Raw genomic sequence first — 21620 nt, forward strand, 5'->3', positions numbered from 1 at the left:
GTTGAGACTTCTTTTGTTCTTTTTCTTTTTAACAAAGAAATACATGATAAAAACTACTTCAACTAATTTTAAGTACTTTTCATTTGGTTGAAGTGGTTTTTATTTTTGCATGTTTTAAGTGTTTTTTCGCGATTGTATATAAATACAAACTGACTTTTTAACATCTAAGTCGTTGCTATGCAGAACAAAACATGGCCGCTACTTGCTGTCTATCTTTGTTTTAAACTTTGCACGTGGCAGGAAAAGGCTCTGACCGCCTCTATGCATCGCCAGTTGCTCTCGCCCACCGAAAAAGAAAAGGTTTTTTATGTTAGTTTTTCAATTTGTATCCATATACATATAAAAGTTGAACAGCTTTAGTAGAGACTAAAGCTGTTATAATCTCGCGTCTTTCCAAAAGTTCACTTCTGAATGAGAAGAAGGATGATAAGGAAGGAGTATATATCCTTGTGAATAAAGATAGTCAATAACTTTTGGTAAGATTTGTACAGTGACGTTTGAATCATGCATTAAAATGACTTCGACTGGTTTATCACTTTGATTCATTACTCGTTCTAATACAGCAGATGGATTATGAGCGCTTTTCCAATCGTATGTATCAATTGTCCAATCCCACATTTTATAGTGAGCTGTAACAAGGGCATCTCGATAATTTTTCTTTAAATAGGGCATGCTGCCATACGGAACGCGAACGAGATGCGTGTCAATTCCAGTGATGGCCCGAACAATTTCCCGGGCCTGTTCCATTTCAGAAACTAAAATAGAGGGATCACCGTTATAAAGGGATTTTGCATTATGAGACATACTATGTAATCCTAAATAGTGACCTTCTTCAATGACTCGTTTTGTTGTTTGAGGATAACGAGAGACGCGGCCACCGATAACAAAGAAGGTTGCTTTTCCGTTTTTTTGCTTTAAAATGTTTAAAATTTGTGATGTGTATTTGTTTGGTCCATCATCGAATGTCAAATAAGCCACTTTTGTTTGCGGAGCAGCTGTATATTGACGTGGCAGTTGTGTTTCAGAATGAGAGATAGGGCGATTCTCATGTGAAGGTACAACGGCAGCCTGCATAGGTGATAGAAAACATAAGATGATAGTAGAAAACAAACAAATAAATAAAAGTGTTCGCTTAATCATGATGCTCACCCTAATCTGAAGATTGTACTGTTATCTTGCTCCAAGGGGGACATTCTCAAACGAACTATATTTTGGAAAACAAAAAAACAGGAGAATTTCTTTGCAGAGATCGTCCTGTTTGCATATTTTTAGATTGTATTGGTTATACTACTTTTATTCTTCACGTCTTTTTACTTTTTTATAGACTGAAATAATTGGTTTATAGCGATCATGGACAAGGCCGATAATCTCTGCCACAATTTCAGTAATTAAAATAAGAAGGAATAGAAGAACAATCGAGAGCCATAATGTTGCTTTTGAAAAAATAATGGCATTCACACTAAAGAAAATACCAAATGCATAAATAATTAGCACCGTTGTTCGATGAGAGAATCCTATTGCTAGTAAGCGGTGATGCAAATGCGATTTATCTGGTGCTGAAATTGGTTTCTTATTTACAACGCGGCGAATAATCGCAAATGTTGTATCAAAGATTGGTACTCCTAAAATAATGATTGGAACGATAAAACTAAACAATGTTACGCTTTTGTATAGTCCAAGTAGTGATAGCACCGCAATACAATATCCTAAAAACAGTGCCCCTGTATCTCCCATAAAGATTTTCGCTGGATGGAAGTTATAGAATAAAAATCCAATTGTACTTGCTAATACGATGAGCGCAAGCGGTAAAATGATTGCACTACCGGCACCAGTAACGCTCGTAGCAGCCATGTAAGCTAACGTTGCAAGAACAATGGAAGATATGCCAGCTGATAATCCGTCAAGTCCGTCAATTAAATTAATAGCGTTTGTAATACCGACAATCCAAAAGACTGTAATTGGATAAGATAGCCATCCAAGTTCAGTTTCTCCTAAAATTGGAATGTAAAGCACTGGTATTTGTAAGTTTTTCACGATTAACAATGCGACTGCAAGTTGTCCGCCGAATTTTACTTTTGCAGATAATTCATACATATCATCTAATATTCCAATGATAATGATGATGACAGCACCTATACTAATCGATACGATACGCTGTTCATACAACCCGCTAACAAAGCACCCTATCACAACTCCGATAAAGATTGCCAGTCCGCCAAGACGAGGCATAATGTTTTGGTGTACTTTACGAGCATTCGGCTTGTCTGTTGCCCCAATCTTAATTGCTAACTTAATTACGAAAGGGGTAGCAATCAGTACGGTAATGAAAGATGCCAAAACTGCATAAATGATTCGTGAGTCCATTAATACCCCACCTTTTATATTTTAACGTATTGAAGTCTCTCTCTTTTGCTTAAAAAGTCAATATATGTTTTTGGCTCATAACATATGGTATCATAAAAAGAGTGGAATTCAATCTTTTTTTCGCCTGACTTCAATTTGTAATAACTGAAATATATGACATTTTAAAAGCGAAGTATTGATGAAAATTAGTCTTAATATGGATATTTTACAGAAAAATATGTATGTTTCCTATTTAAGGGTGATGGTAAATGTTATATGAAGGTCATGGTAGAGTAAAGGTGAATGCCTTTTTGTTGCGATTAGGAGAAATTGATTTTACAGATAGAAATTGCTTTATAATAAATATGGAGCTATAGAATGATATATTTTTTATAGGGGGAGAAACCATGATTTTAGTTGTTGGCGGAGCAGGATACATTGGAAGTCATACAGTTAAACAATTGTTAGATCAAAAATTTGAAGTAGTTGTATTAGATAACTTATCAACTGGTCATCGTGAAAGTGTTGATGAGAGAGCAATCTTAGAAGTAGGAGATTTAAGTAACGCGGCAGATTTAGATCGTGTATTTAGTAACTATTCTATTGATGCTGTTATGCATTTTGCGGCAAATAGTCTTGTTGGTGAATCTGTTTCCAATCCATTGAAATATTATAAAAATAACGTGACGGCAACGATTACGTTGCTTGAGAAAATGATGGAACATGGCGTAACATCATTTATCTTCTCTTCAACAGCGGCAACGTACGGAATTCCGGAGACAGATATGATTACAGAAAAGACTGCAACAAATCCAATCAATACATACGGACGTTCTAAATTAATGGTTGAGCATATTTTACAAGATTTCCATGCAGCTTATGGCCTGAAATATGTTGTGCTTCGTTACTTTAATGCAGCGGGGGCTCATGTATCGGGAACAATTGGAGAAGATCATACGCCAGAGACACATTTAATTCCGCTTGTGCTTCAGCACTTATTAGGAAAACGTGAATCGATTGCTGTCTTTGGTACAGATTATGATACACATGATGGCACTTGTATTCGCGATTATATTCATGTGACAGACTTAGCGGCGGCGCACATTTTAGCACTGCAAAGTTTACAAAATGAACAAAAAACAAATGAAATATACAACTTAGGAAACGGAAAAGGCTTTTCTGTAAAAGAAGTGATTGAAACGTGTGAACGTGTCACTGAGAAGAAAGCAAATGTGATTCACGCAGAGCGCCGTGCTGGAGATCCAGCAACGCTTATCGCTTCATCAGAAAAGATTTATAACGAATTAGGTTGGAAGGCGAAATATTCGCTTGAAGAAATGATTCAAACAGCTTGGGAATGGCATACATCTCATCCGAATGGATATAGTAAGTAAAAACAAGTCAGCTGCTCACCTGCAGCTGACTTGTTTTTTGCAAAAGCTTAAAAGATGAAACGAAGGATGTTTCATATAATAAAGGGAAACAAACCATAAGAAGGAGGTGTATGTATGAAAATTACCGTGGTAGGTACTGGGTATGTTGGGTTAGTGACAGGGATTGGACTTGCAACGCTTGGGCACTCTGTGACTTGTTTTGATATTAACGAACAAAAAATACGGTTGCTAGAAGAAAATGAATTGCCGATATATGAACCAGGGTTACAAAAATTATTGGAAGATGCCGTTTGGAAACAGAAACTATCGTTTACTTCAAAGAGAGAAGAAGCTTACGAGGCAGTTGATTATATTTTTGTGGCGGTTGGTACACCTTCTTACTCAGATGGATCTGCAAATTTAACACATATTATAAATGTGTGCTGTGATATTGGGATGCATGCAAAACAAGATGTAATCGTCGTAACAAAAAGTACGGTTCCAGTTGGAACAAATGATGCGATGAAGGAATGGATTCAGAGGTCATTACAAACAAATATAAGTGTCCAGCTTGTATCAAATCCGGAATTTTTACGAGAAGGCTGCGGGGTGCATGATTTCTTTCATGGTGATCGTATTATAATTGGAGCAGAAACAACAGAGGTTGCGAATCGGGTTGCCGATCTTTATAAGACGTTGCCAATTGAAGTGTTTACAACGGATATACGTAGTGCGGAGATGATTAAGTACGCATCGAATGCTTTTTTAGCAACGAAAATTAGCTTTATCAATGAGATTTCAAACATATGTGAAAAAGTACAAGCTAATGTGACAGAAGTGGCAGCTGGGATGGGGATTGATAAACGAATTGGTCCGCACTTTCTGCAAGCGGGTATTGGATATGGCGGTTCTTGTTTTCCGAAAGACACAAATGCACTTGTGCAAATTGCAGGGAATGTGGCACATGATTTTCGGCTGCTAAAAGCGGTCATTGAAGTGAATAATAAGCAACAAGCTTCACTTGTGGAAAAAGCAGAAAAAGTCATGAATTTACAAGGGAAACGAGTCGCCGTTCTCGGTCTTTCATTTAAACCAAATACAGACGATATACGGGAGGCCCCGTCTCTTCTCATTATTGAGCAGCTATTGGAACGAGGTGCTCACGTTATTGTGTATGATCCGAAGGCAATTGTACATGCAAAGCGTATTTTTATGAATCGCGTACAATATAGCGTGAATATAAGCGAAGCGATTATAAAAGCGGACGCAGCATTTATTGTAACGGAGTGGGAAAGTATTCGAACGTATCCGATTGCGAAATACGTACAGCTTATGAATGAACCGATTGTGTTTGACGGAAGGAATTGTTATGTGCTAGAAGAAGCGGAGAGATATGCAATTGATTACTATTCCATTGGCAGAAAGGTCGTTCGAAAGCGTAATGTTTCACATGTTTTTTAGGAAATATTTCCTTTTGTCATTTTGGATTCTCATATATAATAACAAGTGTTGTCGTACATGACGAATTGAGAAACTGAAAGAAGAGAGGAATTGAATATGACAGAACGCATTAAAGTAATGACGATTTTTGGAACGCGTCCGGAAGCTATCAAAATGGCCCCTCTCGTGTTAGAATTGCAAAAACATTCACAGCAAATTGAGTCTATTGTGACTGTAACAGCACAACATCGTCAAATGCTGGATCAAGTGCTAGACATTTTTGGTATTAAGCCCAATTATGATTTAAATATTATGAAAGACCGTCAAACGTTAATTGATATTACAACTCGTGGCTTAGAAGGTTTAGATAAGGTTATGAAAGAAGCGAAACCGGACATCGTTCTTGTACATGGTGATACAACAACGACATTTATTGCAAGTCTCGCTGCCTTTTATAATCAGATACCAATTGGTCATGTGGAAGCTGGCCTTCGTACATGGGATAAATATTCTCCATATCCAGAAGAAATGAACCGTCAATTAACGGGTGTAATGGCAGATCTTCATTTTGCACCAACAGCGAAGTCTGCAACAAACTTACAACAAGAGAATAAAAAAGAGGCAAATATTTTTATTACAGGAAATACAGCAATTGATGCGTTAACAACGACAGTAAAAGAATCGTATACACATCCGGTGTTAGAGAAGGTTGGGGATGATCGCCTTGTTCTTATGACAGCACATCGTCGTGAAAATTTAGGTGAGCCGATGCGTAATATGTTCCGTGCAATTAAACGTCTTGTTGAAACACATGAAGACGTACAAGTTGTATATCCAGTACATATGAATCCTGTTGTTCGTGAAATTGCAGGCGAAATTTTAGGTGAGCACAATCGTATTCATTTAATCGAACCGCTTGATGTAATTGACTTCCATAACTTTGCTGCCCGCTCACACTTAATGTTAACAGATTCTGGCGGTGTGCAAGAAGAAGCGCCATCACTTGGTGTGCCAGTTCTTGTTCTTCGTGATACAACAGAGCGTCCAGAAGGTATTGAAGCAGGTACATTAAAGCTTGCTGGTACAGATGAAGAAACAATTTTCAACTTAGCAAACGAGTTATTATCAGATGCAGAAGCACACAGTGCAATGGCAAAAGCATCGAATCCATACGGTGATGGCCATGCATCAGAACGTATTGTAAAAGCGATTGTTGAACATTTTAATAAATAATGCATATTAGAATAAGAAGAAGCTGCCTCCTTTCAAGGAGACAGCTTCTTCTTATTCCGGAGACATTTGCCATTCATCATTTTCTTGCTGATTGGATGACGGTGTCTTTTGTGTATTCGAATGTTGGTTAGATTTAGCTGATTCTTGTTCTGTATTTGAACCGTTCGTTTGGTTAGCCGGTTCTTTTGGTTCAGATTGCTCTTGCGTATTTGACGCAGGATCTGGTATTTTTAAGTTTTGATTAAAGGTATGGCGAACTTCTTGGATGTTTAGTTCATTTGGAATGAAATAATAAATTCCATCTATTTTCTTATCTTCGCCTTCCAGTTTTACTGTTTGAATGCTAGATGCATCAAACCCAGAGAATTTTTTGTAGAGTGCAAGACCATCGGATACAGGTATATCTGTTTTGATGTATTTTCCAATTGCTTTTGCAAGGTCATTTATCTTAAATACGGTAGAAGGTGAGTTTAATTCATGTACGACCGCTGCAAGTACTTGACGTTGACGAGTTGCGCGTCCAAAATCACCATTTGGATCTTGCTTTCTCATCCGAACATAAGCTAATGCTTCTTCTCCGTTTAAATGCTGTTGTCCTTTTTTAAACTCAATCTTTTTATAATAGTTCACATCAGATCGTTCCCAAAAATCAAATGGAACATCGACTGTAACGCCGCCAACAGCATCGACGATACCTTTAAATCCTTTAAAGTCTATTTTTATATAATGATCGACAGGTACTTTTAAGAAATTTTGTACGGTTTCAATAGTCATTTTTTCACCGCCGTAGGCATGAGCAGCATTTATTTTATCCTTCTTGTCGCGTCCAACGATTGTTACGCGCGAATCACGCGGGATACTCATTAAGGATACTTGTTTGGAATTTGGATTAATTGTTGCAAACATTAAGGAATCGGTTCGCCCGTTTTCGCCGCCTGTCGCGTAATCTTCAATTCCCATAATTAAAAGACTAAATGGTTCTTTCGTAATTTCTACATCTTCTGTACGGAGTTTCGATTTATCATGCTTCATACCGCTATAAATGCCCATTAAAGAGGAATAGGAATTATAAGCATAAACCCCTGCGCCTCCAATAAGGAGAGCAAAAATGAGGAATATGAATCCTTTGCGTCTTCTTTTCTTTTTCGCTTTTCTATTCTGGAGATGATGATAACGATCTTCCATAAATAATCTCCTTTAAATGATATTTATTGTTGAGCTATATCTTGTTCTAAATATAGCATCTCATCTTCGTTAATTGTACATTTCCCATTTGTGATTTCAATCATCCATTCTGTGAAGGATTGTTTTTTGTCTTCCTCCACATACGTATCGAATGTAACATGATCTAAGTAATGTATATCTTTAATAGCATATATGGAGTTACGTAGTTCATGTTCAACTTTTCCAAGTAATGTATAGTCAATTTCTGTTTTCATGACGCGCATCAGTTTTCGTTCAACGATGCCGATATGATTGAGACCTTCACTTGTACATTTTCCATATGCACGAATTAAACCACCCGCTCCGAGTTTAATGCCCCCAAAATAGCGTGTGACAACGACGACAGTATCTTTTAAGTGACGCTTCTTTAATACTTCTAGAATGGGTACACCGGCCGTACCACTCGGCTCTCCGTCGTCGTTTGCTTTTTGAATTTGGTCATGTTCGCCAATTAAGTAGGCAGAGCAATTATGGGTTGCGTTCCAATGTTGCTTTTTAATCTTTTGAATAAATTCTTGTGCTTCTTCTTCTGTTGTTGCGCGGTTTACATAGCAAATAAAGCGAGATTTTTGAATGATTATTTCATGTTCGCCATATCCTTTTACTGTGAAATATTGTAATAACAATGATATACGCTCCTATCTTTGTAAATTGCAATTTTATCTGATCCCGAGTTGACGTTAATCTCTAGGAGACTACGTTCATATTTCATGTCGATTAGAACGGGATAAATTACCAGTACTTTTTATTCTAAAAGGGCTAGTTTAGAGTTTCAAATCTTTTTTACAGAAATTTAGCTCTTTCTATTATAATTTGAATTTTTGTGTTGTAAATTGTTGAAATAGTGTTTATAATCTTTTCCTCTCGTTTTCGTCATTTAATGCACCTTTTTCCATTTTCATGTACAATAAATAATAAAACTGTTTATAAGGTAGGTACGAAAATGAAAATAGCTATTGTAACCGATAGTACGGCATATATACCAAAACATGTACGTGAAGAATTACATATACATATGATTCCTTTGAATGTTATTTTCGGAAATGAATCTTATCAAGAAGAAGTAGAAATTACAGCTGAAGATTTTTATGAGAAAGTTAGGGAGCAAGAAGAACTGCCGAAGACATCGCAACCAGCTATTGGAGAGTTTGTTACATTATTTGAAGAGCTAGGGAAAGAGTATGATGCGGTGATTAGTATACATCTTTCTAGTGGCATTAGTGGTACATATCAGACGGCAACAACAGCTGGTCAAATGGTAGAAGGAGTAGACGTATATACATACGACTCAGAAATTAGCTGTGAAGTACAAGGGTTTTATGCACGTGAAGGTGCAAAAATGGCGAGTGAAGGAAAAAGTCCGAAAGAGATTCTTGCTCGTTTCGATGAAATGAAGAAAACGATAGATGCGTACTTCGTTGTTGATGATTTACACCATCTGCAGCGCGGCGGCCGTTTAAATAGTGCACAAGCATTTATTGGAAGTTTATTGCAAGTGAAACCAGTATTATATTTCCGTGATAAAATTATTATTCCGTTTGAAAAAATCCGTACGCGTAAAAAAGCGTTAAAACGCATTGTAGAAGTCTTTGATGAACAAGCAAGCAAAGGGATCCCGATGGAAGCTGTTATTATTCATGCGAATCGCGAAGAAGAAGCAAAAGAGTGGGAACAGGAATTGAAAGAAATATACCCGCATGTTGAATTTAAAATCGGTTATTTCGGACCGGTAATTGGCACACATTTAGGTGAAGGTTCACTTGGTTTAGGATGGTATACAAAATAATAAAAAATGAAGCTCTCTTTCAAAGTAGAGAGCTTTTTTGTAAAAATATAGTAACTACTCCGCTATACCTTTTAGAAATTTAGAAAAGGGTATAATTCTAGTGAAGATGAGTTTCTCTATTACTTATAAATTCATTTTTGGGCATGCCAGTCTCTCTCGCCCATTTAAAAAAATGCTTTTCTGCCTTTTTTCATAAAGTAACTGAGTAGTTACAAAATATAAAAAATAAGTTATACTACTTACTTTTTATAAGAAACTATTTTATAATAGACAAGAGGTGAAACGTATGGAACATAATCCGTGTTTATGTCCAAAGTTCGAATCTGCTTTTACGCTTCTTAGTAAAAAGTGGACAGGTTTAATTATTAAATCATTATTAGAAGAACCGAAACGATTCCGCGAAATTGCTGATATTATTCCGAATATGAGCGATCGTATGTTATCGGAGCGTTTAAAGGAATTAGAGAGCGAAGGAATTGTTGTGCGTGCCGTTTATCCAGAGGTGCCAGTGCGCATTGAATATGGTTTAACAGATAAAGGGAAAGCGCTAGAGAGTGTTATGCAAGAAGTGCAAAAATGGGCAGAGAAATGGGTTCATTAATAAAGTGAAACTTCCATCAGTGGGAGTCTTACTTCCTGTTAATGCGGGATAAAGTGCAAGAGAGTGCTCTTGTACTTTTTATTTTTTTATAAATACAAATTGGGTATTAGGTCGTGCATAGTAGTGAATCCTACATTTTAAAATCCGAATAACTTTATATATAATGAAGGAAAATGGTGGACTGGTAAATTATTCTATGCAATAATAATAGAGTTTTAATGTGTTACATAACTGTAAAATAACTGAAATTGTCCGACAAAAGAAAAAGGATTATCGTTTCATTTCCTTGTTTCTCTACAATAAAAAACAAGATTAGAACAGAAATGTCAAAAAACTACAAGCACAATATTACATTTCTTTTACAAAAGCGTAACATTACAAAAAAACACTGGTAATTATGGTATAAATTTATTAGATAAATTCGGGAAAATAAGAAAAAAGAAAGCGGTGTCGAACATAATGAAAAAAATTAAAATCGCATCTTGCGCATTAGCGGCAGGATTTATGATGTTTTCAGTAGTAACACCAAATGCATTTGCTGAAGATGTAAGTACACAAATTCAACAACAAAAAGACACTTTACATAAACAACAACAAGAACGTGATGACATCCAAAAACAAATGGATGAATTAAAGAAGACAATTCAAGGATTAGATAAGTCTGTTCAAGAGAACGAAGCGAAACTTGCTGAGACGGTAAAGCAAGTAGCAGAAGCGCAAAAAACAATTGAACAAAAAGATAAAGAGATTGCAGATTTACAAACGAAAATTGCACAGCGTGAAGAATTATTGAAAAAGCGTTTAGTTGCTCTTCAAGAGAAGCCAAATACGAACGTTGTAACAGAAGTAGTAGTAAACTCTAAAAGCTTTGCAGATTTAATCGATCGTTTAACTTCTGTTTCACAAATTCTTGAGTCTGACGAAGACATTATGAAAACGCAACAAAATGATCAAGAAAAAGTGAAAAAAGATGTAGCGCTTGTTAAAGATAAACAAAAAGAATTAAAAGATGCACAAGCGAAAATTGAAACTGCGAAAAAAGAACTTGATGTGGAAAAAGCGAAAAAGCAAGCAGCAGTAGATGAGTTAGGTGCAAAAATGCAAACGGTTGTAAACGGAATGTCTAGTACAGAGAGTCAATTAAAAGACTTAGAAAAGCAAGCTCTATACTTACAAAGTTTAGCTGAAAAAGCAGCGCAACCGGCACAACCAGCAAATAATGGTGGCGGACAAGCTAAAGAGCCTAAGCCAGCAAAACAAGGTGGAGATACTCCAGCACCAACTCCTAAACCAGGTATAATTGGAAAAGCGGAACAATACCTTGGTATGCCATATGTTTGGGGAAGCGCAAGCCCATCTAACGGCGGATTTGACTGCAGTGGTTTCATTGCTTACGTTTACGGTGTAGGTCGCCAAGATGTAAATGGATACTGGAATTCTACGACGCACATTAACGATCCACAACCTGGCGATTTAGTATTCTTCAAAGATACGTATAAAACAGGTCCATCTCATATTGGTATTTATGCTGGAAATGGACAAATGATTCACGCTGGTGATAAAGGAATTGGATACTCTGATTTGAGCAGCTCTTACAACCGACAACATTTCTTAGGATACGGTAGATTCTAGGATTTATAATCAAATAAAATACGTGTATAAAGTCGATAGCTTACTATTTTAAGAGTAGGTTATCGGCTTTTTTGCGTTTTTACAAACTTTTTCCATGTTTTTATAGTAAAAGCAGGAAGGGGGAGTAAGATGTTAGAAGGTCGTCAATTGCTGTTAGAGGAAGTATCTGTATCGAAAGAAGAACTGCATCAGTTGGAGCAAAAAGGTTATATTCGTTATGAGAAAGGCGTTGTAAAGAGAAATTCTCGTTATATGTGTCAGCGCTGCGGAAATAAGGAGCGGCGACTATTTTTTTCATTTTTATGCTATCGCTGCAATGGGATGTGCACATATTGCCGGAAGTGTATCATGATGGGAAGGGTGAGTGAATGTACAAAGCTCGTTCGCTGGATTGGCCCGATACAAAATGAAGTGATCACGAACTGTCTAAAGTGGGATGGTCAGCTATCAGAAGGGCAGCAAAAGGCTTCGGATGGAATTGTTCAGGCGGTAGAGCGAAAAGAATCGTTTTTCGTCTGGGCTGTATGCGGAGCGGGGAAAACAGAGATGTTATTTCATGGTATACAAGAAGCGCTGCGCCGGGGAGAACGTATTTGTATTGCCACGCCGCGGACGGATGTTGTACTGGAACTTTATCCGCGTTTACAAGAAGTGTTTCCATCTGTTTCAATTTGCGCATTATACGGCGGGAGTGATGATTTATCCAAAAATGCGCAGCTTGTTATTTCGACAACGCATCAACTTCTTCGTTATTATAGGGCGTTTGATGTGATGATTGTGGATGAGATTGATGCCTTTCCTTATTCGATGGATGACACGCTGCAATATGCTGTTCGCTTTGCTAGTAAAGAAAATGCTTCGTTTATTTATTTGACAGCAACGCCGCCAAGGGAGTGGCAAAAAAAACTCCGTAATGGAAAGCAAAACGGTGTAATTATTCCAGCTCGCTATCATCGTTATCCCCTCCCTGTCCCCTTTTTTCGCTGGTGTGGTAATTGGCGAAAATCTATTGAAAAGAAAACGTTACCTGCTATCATTTTGCGATGGCTCCACATCTATTTAGAAAAACAATATCCTATCTTTCTATTTGTTCCTCATGTTTGTTATGTAGAAGAAATCGTTTCAATTTTAAAATGTATTGATCATCGTATAGAGGGTGTGCATGCGGAAGACGCAAAGCGGAAAGAGAAAGTGGTTTCGTTTCGAAAAGGAGAGATTCCGTTATTAGTGACGACAACGATTTTAGAGCGCGGCGTCACCGTTTCGAATTTACAAGTGGCAGTGTTAGGGGCAGAAGAGCAAGTGTTTTCAGAAAGTGCACTCGTTCAAATTGCGGGACGAGCAGGGCGCAGTCGTCATGCACCTTCTGGAGATGTTATTTATTTTCATTACGGTAAGACAGAGGCGATGGTTGCGGCGCAAAAACAAATTCAAATGATGAATAAACGAGCGAAGCAAGAAGGGGTAGTTGACTAATGCGTTGTCTTCTTTGCGACGATGTTGTCTCTGTTTTGCCAAGCTGGTATTCTTTTTTTGTTGAACAAGATAAGAGCTATGTATGCACGTACTGTGAACAAAAATTTTCCCGTATTACAGGGGATATTTGTGCGGATTGTGGAAGGATGTTTCAATGTCTAGCGGATGAATATAGAGAAGGGGAATATTGTCACGATTGTTTACGCTGGAGGCAAGATCCGTATTTTCGGCATGTATATGTCAAAAATCGCTCTGTCTATGTATATAACGATTGGATGAAAGAAGTGTTAGCTCGGTTTAAGTTTCGCGGTGATGCAGCCCTTGTGCAACTGTTTACTTCTTCGTTTGCTGATGCTTTTCAGCGGAATTTTCTGCATTGTGATTGTATTGTTCCGATCCCGCTTAGCTTATCGCGTCGATATGAACGAGGATTTAATCAAGCTGAATTATTAGCAGCATGTTTATCAATTCCGGTGATGAAAACGTCTTTTATAAGAGGTGATGCAGGGAAGCAAAGTAAGAAAACAAGAGCAGAGCGATTGCGACGGTCGCGGCCTTTTTATTTTGCGGCGGAAGAGTCTTTTCATGGAAAGGATATTGTCTTAATTGATGACGTGTATACAACTGGTATTACGGTGCGGCAAGCTGCGCAATGTTTCTATGAAAGAGGGGCAAAGAATGTTTCGGCTTTGACGTTATGCCGCTGATTTTTCATTTGGTTTCCTTCACACTTAAATAGAAAGCAAAAAGAACTTGTAGTAATCACTGCAAGTTCTTTTTGAGATAATAATAAGGGTAAACTATTTTAACAAACAAAACAGGGTAAACTACCTAGGTAGTTATTTGGTAAGTTTATTATATAATAAATATTAACATTTTTATGTTTAAATTTTGAAAATTATGTCAATTAAAGGAATCGAACGGTTTATTATGCTGTTATTCATTCAACAAACCTTTTTATCGTGTGTCTATTATTTAACAAATTACAAATGATTGGATAAACCTGTGCATAACATAATTGTATGGGACAATTTCAAATTCGATAAGGGGGCCTGTTATGTTTCATAAGTTCAGACGTTTCTTTGCATTGTTAACTGTTTTGATTTTGATTTCTTGCTCTTTTCCTATTTCATCTGCTTTTGCTAGTTCTGTGCAACTATCTGGGGGGATTTTTCCGCCTTCAGAATCGTTTACTCCTGGGAGTTGGTTTTTAGGGGAAACTCCTGATCATGCTTCGGATAAACCACCTATCGTATTCGTTCAAGGTAAGAATGGAAATGCTAAGGATTGGTATGGTGAAACGGTTTATCACGGTATGAACGATATGTATAACAAAGCATATAAGGCAGGATATCAAACTATTTTTGTTCAATTGTATGATGCGGCTGGAAAAGGTTCAGCGAGTGAGTGGGATAATGGACGTTTGCTCGCTTCTATGCTGGAGGAAATCTATAATCATTTTGGGAAGAAAGTGAATATTGTTGCCCATAGTAAAGGTGGACCAGATACGCAAACAGCGCTTATTCATTACGGTGCCAACCGTTTTGTTGGAAATGTAGTGACGCTTGCCTCGCCGCATTATGGATCGAATCTAGCAGATTTAGCATATAGCTGGTGGGCAGGTTGGCTCGCTTCTTTGCTAGGGCAACAGGATGCGGGTACGTACTCTTTGCAGACAGGGGAAATGGCGCAGTTTCGTAACATAACGGATAGTAATCCAAACGCTAAGTTGAACCGGTATTATACAGTGGCGGGAACAAGTTGGGGACCAGCCTTCTCTGCATTGTCCGTGGGCGGATTTTACCTCTCTTGGTATGGTGGGAATGATGGGTTAGTTAACGAATGGAGTACGAAACTACCTTATGGAAAACATCTATTTACAGATTCTAGTCTTGATCATGATAGCATTCGGATGGGATCAGCTGTATTTTCACGGATTGAGCCTTATTTGCGTAGTGCTGCACCATCGCCCTCTATGGTAAGTGAAAATATAATTGAGGAATCACAGGAGAATCTGGCTGTTAATGCGAATCAAACGGTACTCGGAGGGCATCTCCAGGCAAATAGCTGGGTGGAACAAACTTTTGCGGTGGATACTGTAACAGATGGAAGCGTTTCTGTATTGACTGCAAATCCAAATGTGCAAATACAACTTATTGCTCCTTCTGGTAAGGTGTATACAAATCAAAGCAGTAAAGCGACAGTTGGAGAAGAATATGCTTATTTTAATGGAGCGACGATTCGAACATTCCAAGTAGATCAAATGGAAGAAGGCGAGTGGCGTTTGAAAATGATGTCAGAGAAAAAGAACGACGCATATTTGATGCTTGCGAATTATAAACAAGCGGCACCGTTTACGTTAGAAATGCCAGGTAAAGTGAAACAAGGGAAAGCGGAGTTTAAGTTAACAAAATCTCAAAAGCGCGCTTTGCAGCAAGAAAACGTATCTTTTGATGTGCATGTTGTAGACCGAGATGGAAAGTTAGTCTCGCAATCTAATAAACTGCAAAAAGAAAGTGCAGCTACATTTACCGGGAAGTTGCCGAATGTTGAAAAATCAGGTGTGTATAACGTAACGATCGATATTAAAGGGAAAAATAAAGAAGGGAAAGCATATACTCGGACGGTTGTGCGTTCTGTGTATATTGAGAAATAGATATGTCGAAAGATACAATAAAAAGACGATAAGTCTTCTTTGACTTTCCGTTTTCTAATTCGTTATAGTCAAAGTATGGGGCGATGCCTTTATTTTAAGATTGAAGGGAATGGAACGATCATGCAAGGAAAAGTAAAATGGTTTAATTCAGAAAAAGGTTTTGGGTTTATCGAGCGCGATGGCGGAGAGGATGTTTTCGTTCATTTTTCTGCGATTCAGGACGATGGATATAAAACGTTAGAAGAGGGACAAAAAGTAGAATTTGAGATTGTAGACGGCGCGCGTGGTCCGCAAGCGGCAAACGTTGTAAAGTTATAATCATTTTATTTGAGAAACATGGTGCGCCATAAGGACCAGCGTTTCACATAAGCGAACCTCCGTTGCATAGCTAACGGAGGTTTTATTATAAAGAAAGCGTTGTCAAAAAGTTGTAGCAATTTTGTAACCGATTCTTCACACCTGCATACTGTAAGTACGATGTGAATAGGATAAAATAAGAGTAGGAAAGATAATACATTTTCTTTTCTACAAAAATCGATAAAAAAATATCGATTTTATCAAAATTTTTAAAAATGTAGGAAGGGTTTTTGATACATTTGTCGAAAACCTTATACATAGGCTTGAAAGGAGGAGTTCATCTATGAAATTCAACATTCGCGGTGAAAATATTGAAGTAACTCCAGCATTAAAGGAATATGTAGAGAAAAAATTAAGTAAGTTAGAACGCTATTTCGATACTTTTCCAGAAATTAAGGTAAACTTAAAAGTATACTCTGACAAGCAAAGGGTGGAAGTAACAATCCCGTTTCCAGATTTATTACTTCGCGCTGAAGAAACAAATGGTGATATGTACGCTGCTATTGATTTAGTAGTAGATAAACTGGAAAGACAAATTCGTAAACATAAAACAAAAGTAAATCGTAAGTTGCGTGAGAAAGGCTCTGTAAAAGCAATGTTGATTCTTCCAGATCAATCAGCTGTGCAAGAAGAGGTTGCTGAAGATGAGTTAGAGCTTGTCCGTACAAAACGATTTGACTTAAAACCAATGGATGTAGAAGAAGCGATTTTACAAATGGATATGTTAGGTCATAACTTCTTCGTCTTTACAAATTCAGAAACAAATGAAACAAATGTTGTATATGGCCGTAAAGATGGAAAATATGGTTTAATTGAAACTAAATAATCATATAAAAGAAAACGCAGCTGTCATGGCTGCGTTTTTTTTAGGTTGTATAGGAATGGGAGCGGATTGCTGTTTTGTTTTCCCAAAGATGCATAGATGCATTTAGTCGATTTGTTGTCATACATATAAAACAAGTGTTACAATTGTCAGTAGGTTTACACTTTTTTAGTAGGCGAAACAATTCTATTTTTTATACAAACATGAAATTGAGTGTTATTAGCGACCAATCAGTGAAAGGAAGAAGACACTGATGGGAGTTTTATTTTAATAAAAGAGGAGCGTATTCTCATGATCGGTATTTTAAAAAAGGTGTTTGATACAAATGAACGTCAAGTAAAACGTATGCAAAAAACCGTGGATAAAATAGAAGCATTAGCAGATCAAATGTCACCACTGACAGATGAACAGTTAAAAGGAAAAACAGTAGAGTTTAAAGAGAGAATAACAAAAGGTGAAACAGTAGATGATTTGTTACCAGAAGCTTTTGCTGTTGTACGTGAAGCGGCAACACGTGTGCTTGGTATGCGTCCATACCCTGTTCAGTTAATGGGTGGTATTGCCCTGCATGAAGGGAATATCTCTGAGATGAAAACAGGGGAAGGTAAAACGTTAACTTCTACTTTACCAGTATACTTAAATGCTCTAACAGGAAAAGGTGTTCACGTTGTTACAGTCAATGAATATTTAGCACAGCGTGACGCAGGTGAAATGGGACAACTACATGAGTTCCTTGGTTTAACAGTTGGTATCAATTTAAACCATATGTCACGAGAAGAGAAGCAAGCTGCGTATGCTGCTGATATTACGTACAGCACGAATAATGAGCTTGGATTCGACTACTTACGTGACAACATGGTGCTTTATAAAGAGCAGTGTGTACAGCGTCCACTGCACTTTGCCATCATCGATGAGGTAGATTCCATTTTAATTGATGAAGCACGTACACCGCTCATCATTTCTGGACAAGCGCAAAAATCTGCAGAATTATATATATTTGCCAATGCATTTGTGCGTACGTTAACAAATGAAAAAGAATATACGTTTGATGTGAAAACGAAAAATGTTATGTTGACAGAAGAAGGAATTAACAAAGCAGAAAAATCGTTCCACATTGAAAACTTATTTGATTTAAAACATGTAGCGCTTCTTCACCATATTAATCAAGCGCTTCGCGCTCACGTTGTCATGCAGCGTGATACAGATTATGTTGTGCAAGAGGGCGAAATCGTAATTGTTGACCAATTTACAGGTCGTCTTATGAAAGGCCGCCGCTACAGCGAAGGATTGCATCAAGCGATTGAGGCAAAAGAAGGTGTAGAAATTCAAAATGAAAGTATGACGCTTGCGACAATCACATTCCAAAACTACTTCCGTATGTATGAGAAGCTTTCTGGGATGACAGGTACAGCGAAAACAGAGGAGGAAGAATTCCGTAACATTTATAATATGCAGGTTATTGTGATTCCGACGAATAAGCCAATTGTTCGTGACGACCGTGCAGATTTAATTTTCAAAACGATGGAAGGGAAATTTAACGCCGTTGTAAACGATATTGTTGAGCGTCATAAAAATGGACAACCTGTTCTTGTTGGTACAGTAGCAATTGAAACATCTGAGTTGATTTCGAAGATGTTAACGAGAAAAGGTGTACGTCATAATGTCTTAAATGCGAAAAACCATGCACGTGAAGCAGAAATTGTTGCTGAAGCAGGTCATCAAGGTGCGGTGACAATCGCGACAAACATGGCTGGACGTGGTACGGATATTAAACTTGCAGAAGGCGTACGTGAAGTCGGTGGTTTAGCTGTTATCGGTACAGAGCGTCATGAAAGCCGACGCATCGATAATCAGCTGCGCGGTCGTTCAGGACGTCAAGGAGATGCGGGTGTAACGCAGTTCTACCTATCAATGGAGGATGAACTGATGCGTCGTTTTGGTGCTGACAATATGAAAGCGATGATGGATCGCTTAGGTATGGATGATACACAGCCAATCGAAAGTAAAATGGTATCTCGTGCTGTTGAATCTGCACAAAAACGAGTAGAAGGTAATAACTACGATGCGCGTAAGCAGCTTCTTCAATACGACGATGTACTTCGCCAGCAGCGTGAAGTTATTTACAAGCAACGTCAAGATGTAATGGAATCAGAGAACCTGCGCGGCATTATTGAAGGAATGATGCATTCTACAGTAGAGCGTGCGGTAGCTCTTCATACGCAAGAGGAATTAGAAGAAGAGTGGAACATTGCTGGTCTTGTTGAGTACTTAAATGCAACTCTTCTACAAGACGGTGATGTGAAAGAAGAAGAATTACGCCGCTTAGCGCCAGAAGAAATGATTGATAGCATCTTTGCGAAAGTGAAAGCACACTACGACGAGAAGGAAGCGCAAATGCCGGAAGCGCAAATACGTGAATTTGAAAAAGTAGTTGTATTCCGCGTTGTAGACTCGAAATGGATGGATCACATCGATGCAATGGATCACTTACGTGAGGGTATTCATTTACGTGCGTACGGTCAAATTGATCCACTTCGCGAATATCAAATGGAAGGCTTTGCGATGTTTGAAGCGATGATTGCTTCTATTGAAGAAGAAATTTCTCGTTACATCATGAAAGCGGAAATCGAACAAAACTTAGAACGTCAAGAAGTAGCGCAAGGAGAAGCGGTTCATCCAACAGATGGCGACGAACTTGCAAAGAAAAAACCAGTCGTAAAAAATGACCAAACAGGCCGCAACGACTTATGCACATGTGGCAGCGGGAAAAAATACAAAAACTGCTGTGGAATCGGGAAGTAATAAAGAAAAGCGGAAGCGGCTCGAATAGAATGTTTTTCTCGTGAATGGAATTTTTTAATAAACATTCATATAATAACAAGAGATGAACTCTCTCTCGCAAAAGCAGAGAGAGTTTGCCTTGTTGCTAGGGTGGTAAAGTAGCAAAAGGCTTACCGCTTTTTCGTATGGAATAAATGAAGTAATTACATAGAGGTGACAAAAATGGAATTAGTAGAAATTAGACAAGAACTAGAGAAAATGGCTAAGAGATTAGCGGCGTTTAGGGGGTCTCTTTGACCTCGCTGGAAAAGAAAAGCGAATCGCAGAACTAGAAGAAGTTATGATGGGTGCAAGCTTTTGGGATGATCAAAAGAGTGCGCAAACCGTTATTAATGAAGCGAATGCTTTAAAAGATATGGTTGGTAAGTTTAACACGCTTAATGAAACGTTTGAAAATCTAGAAGTAACACATGAACTTGTAAAAGAAGAATACGATGAAGAATTACATGCGGAGCTTGAATCGGAAGTGAAAATTTTATCTGCCGATATGAACGAATACGAACTTCAATTATTACTAAACGAAGAACACGACAAGAATAATGCTATTTTAGAGTTGCATCCAGGTGCAGGCGGAACAGAATCACAAGATTGGGGTTCTATGCTGCTTCGTATGTATACACGCTGGGCAGAAAAACGCGGCTTTAAAGTAGAAACGTTAGATTATCTTCCTGGAGATGAAGCTGGGATTAAAAGTGTTACGTTATTAATTAAAGGACATAATGCTTACGGTTATTTAAAAGCAGAAAAAGGTGTGCATCGTCTTGTTCGTATTTCACCATTCGATTCATCTGGTCGTCGTCATACATCGTTCGTATCTTGTGAAGTGGTACCAGAGTTTAACGATGATATTGAAATTGAAATACGTACAGAGGATTTAAAAATAGATACGTACCGTGCGAGCGGAGCAGGTGGACAGCATATTAATACAACTGACTCAGCTGTTCGTATTACACATATTCCGACAAATGTCGTAGTAACATGTCAATCTGAGCGTTCCCAAATTAAAAACCGTGAACATGCAATGAAAATGTTGAAAGCGAAACTGTACCAACAAAAATTAGAAGAACAACAAGCAGAGCTTGATGAAATTCGCGGTGAACAAAAAGAAATTGGATGGGGAAGTCAAATTCGTTCATACGTATTCCATCCATACTCTCTTGTGAAAGATCATCGTACAAATACAGAGGTCGGGAATGTTCAAGCGGTTATGGACGGAGAAATTGATGCATTTATTGATGCATATTTACGTTCCCGCATTTCGTAAATGAAAAAATGCCAACAGGGCGTTGGCGCATACGTGAGAAAAAGCGAAGCATACCTTCTATCTAGAGGGAGAGAAAGAGGAGAGAAGTTGCACCGCAACTTCTCTTTTTGGTGGGTGTAGTTGTAGCATACAAGCTGTATATTACTTTGTAAAAAGTAGAAAATAATAAAATGCTGTATGTGATAGAACAAAAAATAGAGTGCATTTTGGAGTCTTTATACGATATAAATACAAATTGAGAGAACGGCATAAAAAAATCTTTTCTTTTTAGGGAGGCGAGAGCAACTGGCCATGCATAGGAGCGGTCAGTGCCTTTTTCTGTCACGTGCAATGTTAAAATAAAGGGAGAAAGCAAGTTTGAGTAATGTTTTGTTCGGCATAGCAATGAACTTATATAGAAAACCTTTATTTTTTTGCATCCTATCATTTGTTCACGAAATTGAAACAATTGCTGGAAAGCCTTGAGCTTGCAAGAGACCACCTGAATTTAGGATAATTTTAGGTGCGCAGGTAAGTTTTGAAATTGTAGGGAAATCATTATAATGCTATTGAGGGATCAATTAATAGTGGG

At 37.8% G+C, this 21620-nt stretch carries 17 protein-coding genes; 13 read left to right on the top strand and 4 right to left on the bottom strand.

Going from position 1 to position 21620, the window contains the following annotated elements:
* Positions 1-375: 375 nt before the first annotated feature.
* Together H280_RS0119620 and H280_RS0119625 are read right to left on the bottom strand one after the other, a co-directional pair.
* Positions 376-1140 carry a polysaccharide deacetylase family protein gene (locus H280_RS0119620; protein ID WP_020062827.1) on the bottom strand — a complete coding sequence of 255 codons (765 nt, stop codon included), beginning with the start codon at positions 1138-1140 and terminating at the stop codon, positions 376-378.
* Positions 1141-1293: 153 nt separating this feature from the next.
* Positions 1294-2364, bottom strand: a complete 1071-nt coding sequence (locus H280_RS0119625; RefSeq protein WP_020062828.1) for a glycosyltransferase family 4 protein — start codon at positions 2362-2364, stop codon at positions 1294-1296.
* A 386-nt stretch (positions 2365-2750) separates the two neighbouring features.
* On the opposite strand from H280_RS0119625, the gene galE reads away from it, so the two are divergent.
* The 3 genes from galE (at position 2751) to wecB (ending at position 6389) form a co-directional block, all read left to right on the top strand.
* Positions 2751-3737 (top strand): UDP-glucose 4-epimerase GalE, encoded by a 987-nt coding sequence (gene galE / locus H280_RS0119635; RefSeq protein ID WP_020062829.1) that lies wholly within the window; start codon positions 2751-2753, stop codon positions 3735-3737.
* A gap of 114 nt (positions 3738-3851) precedes the next feature.
* Positions 3852-5177: a UDP-glucose dehydrogenase family protein gene (locus H280_RS0119640; RefSeq protein ID WP_020062830.1), complete on the top strand. Its 1326-nt coding sequence runs from the start codon at positions 3852-3854 to the stop codon at positions 5175-5177.
* A gap of 96 nt (positions 5178-5273) precedes the next feature.
* Positions 5274-6389, top strand: a complete 1116-nt coding sequence (wecB, locus tag H280_RS0119645; protein WP_020062831.1) for a non-hydrolyzing UDP-N-acetylglucosamine 2-epimerase — start codon at positions 5274-5276, stop codon at positions 6387-6389.
* Between the two features lie 51 nt (positions 6390-6440).
* Here wecB and H280_RS0119650 read toward each other — a convergent pair whose 3' ends face one another.
* Positions 6441-7574: an LCP family protein gene (locus tag H280_RS0119650; protein ID WP_020062832.1), complete on the bottom strand. Its 1134-nt coding sequence runs from the start codon at positions 7572-7574 to the stop codon at positions 6441-6443.
* 23 nt (positions 7575-7597) lie between these two features.
* Positions 7598-8239, bottom strand: a complete 642-nt coding sequence (locus H280_RS0119655; RefSeq protein WP_020062833.1) for a YigZ family protein — start codon at positions 8237-8239, stop codon at positions 7598-7600.
* Between the two features lie 317 nt (positions 8240-8556).
* Between H280_RS0119655 and H280_RS0119660 the strand changes: the two genes are divergently transcribed.
* From H280_RS0119660 to prfB, 10 genes are all read left to right on the top strand, one after another.
* A complete protein-coding gene (locus tag H280_RS0119660) occupies positions 8557-9399 on the top strand; it encodes a DegV family protein (RefSeq protein ID WP_020062834.1) in 843 nt (280 codons plus the stop codon).
* Positions 9400-9685: 286 nt separating this feature from the next.
* A complete protein-coding gene (locus tag H280_RS0119665) occupies positions 9686-10000 on the top strand; it encodes a winged helix-turn-helix transcriptional regulator (protein ID WP_020062835.1) in 315 nt (104 codons plus the stop codon).
* A 459-nt stretch (positions 10001-10459) separates the two neighbouring features.
* Positions 10460-11632, top strand: coding sequence for a C40 family peptidase (locus H280_RS0119670; protein ID WP_020062836.1), 1173 nt, complete (start codon positions 10460-10462; stop codon positions 11630-11632).
* A 129-nt stretch (positions 11633-11761) separates the two neighbouring features.
* Positions 11762-13108: a DEAD/DEAH box helicase gene (locus H280_RS0119675; RefSeq protein WP_020062837.1), complete on the top strand. Its 1347-nt coding sequence runs from the start codon at positions 11762-11764 to the stop codon at positions 13106-13108.
* Positions 13108-13815, top strand: coding sequence for a ComF family protein (locus H280_RS0119680; protein ID WP_020062838.1), 708 nt, complete (start codon positions 13108-13110; stop codon positions 13813-13815). Before H280_RS0119675 ends, H280_RS0119680 begins: the two co-directional genes overlap by 1 nt.
* A gap of 350 nt (positions 13816-14165) precedes the next feature.
* Positions 14166-15764 carry an esterase/lipase family protein gene (locus H280_RS0119685; protein WP_020062839.1) on the top strand — a complete coding sequence of 533 codons (1599 nt, stop codon included), beginning with the start codon at positions 14166-14168 and terminating at the stop codon, positions 15762-15764.
* Positions 15765-15881: 117 nt separating this feature from the next.
* Entirely contained in the window at positions 15882-16082 is a 201-nt protein-coding gene (locus H280_RS0119690) for a cold-shock protein (RefSeq protein ID WP_196810753.1), read from the top strand.
* 322 nt (positions 16083-16404) lie between these two features.
* Positions 16405-16947 carry a ribosome hibernation-promoting factor, HPF/YfiA family gene (gene hpf / locus H280_RS0119695; RefSeq protein WP_020062841.1) on the top strand — a complete coding sequence of 181 codons (543 nt, stop codon included), beginning with the start codon at positions 16405-16407 and terminating at the stop codon, positions 16945-16947.
* Between the two features lie 288 nt (positions 16948-17235).
* A complete protein-coding gene (gene secA / locus H280_RS0119700; RefSeq protein ID WP_020062842.1) occupies positions 17236-19746 on the top strand; it encodes a preprotein translocase subunit SecA in 2511 nt (836 codons plus the stop codon).
* Between the two features lie 201 nt (positions 19747-19947).
* Positions 19948-21049, top strand: a protein-coding gene (gene prfB, locus H280_RS0119705) for a peptide chain release factor 2 (protein ID WP_155895033.1) whose coding sequence is annotated in 2 segments (ribosomal slippage) — positions 19948-20019 and positions 20021-21049 — 1101 coding nt in all. Because the reading frame shifts where the segments join, the coding sequence is not laid out codon by codon here.
* Positions 21050-21620 lie beyond the last annotated feature (571 nt).

The sequence above is a fragment of the Bacillus sp. 123MFChir2 genome, from assembly GCF_000383235.1.
Classification (GTDB): domain Bacteria; phylum Bacillota; class Bacilli; order Bacillales; family Bacillaceae_G; genus Bacillus_A.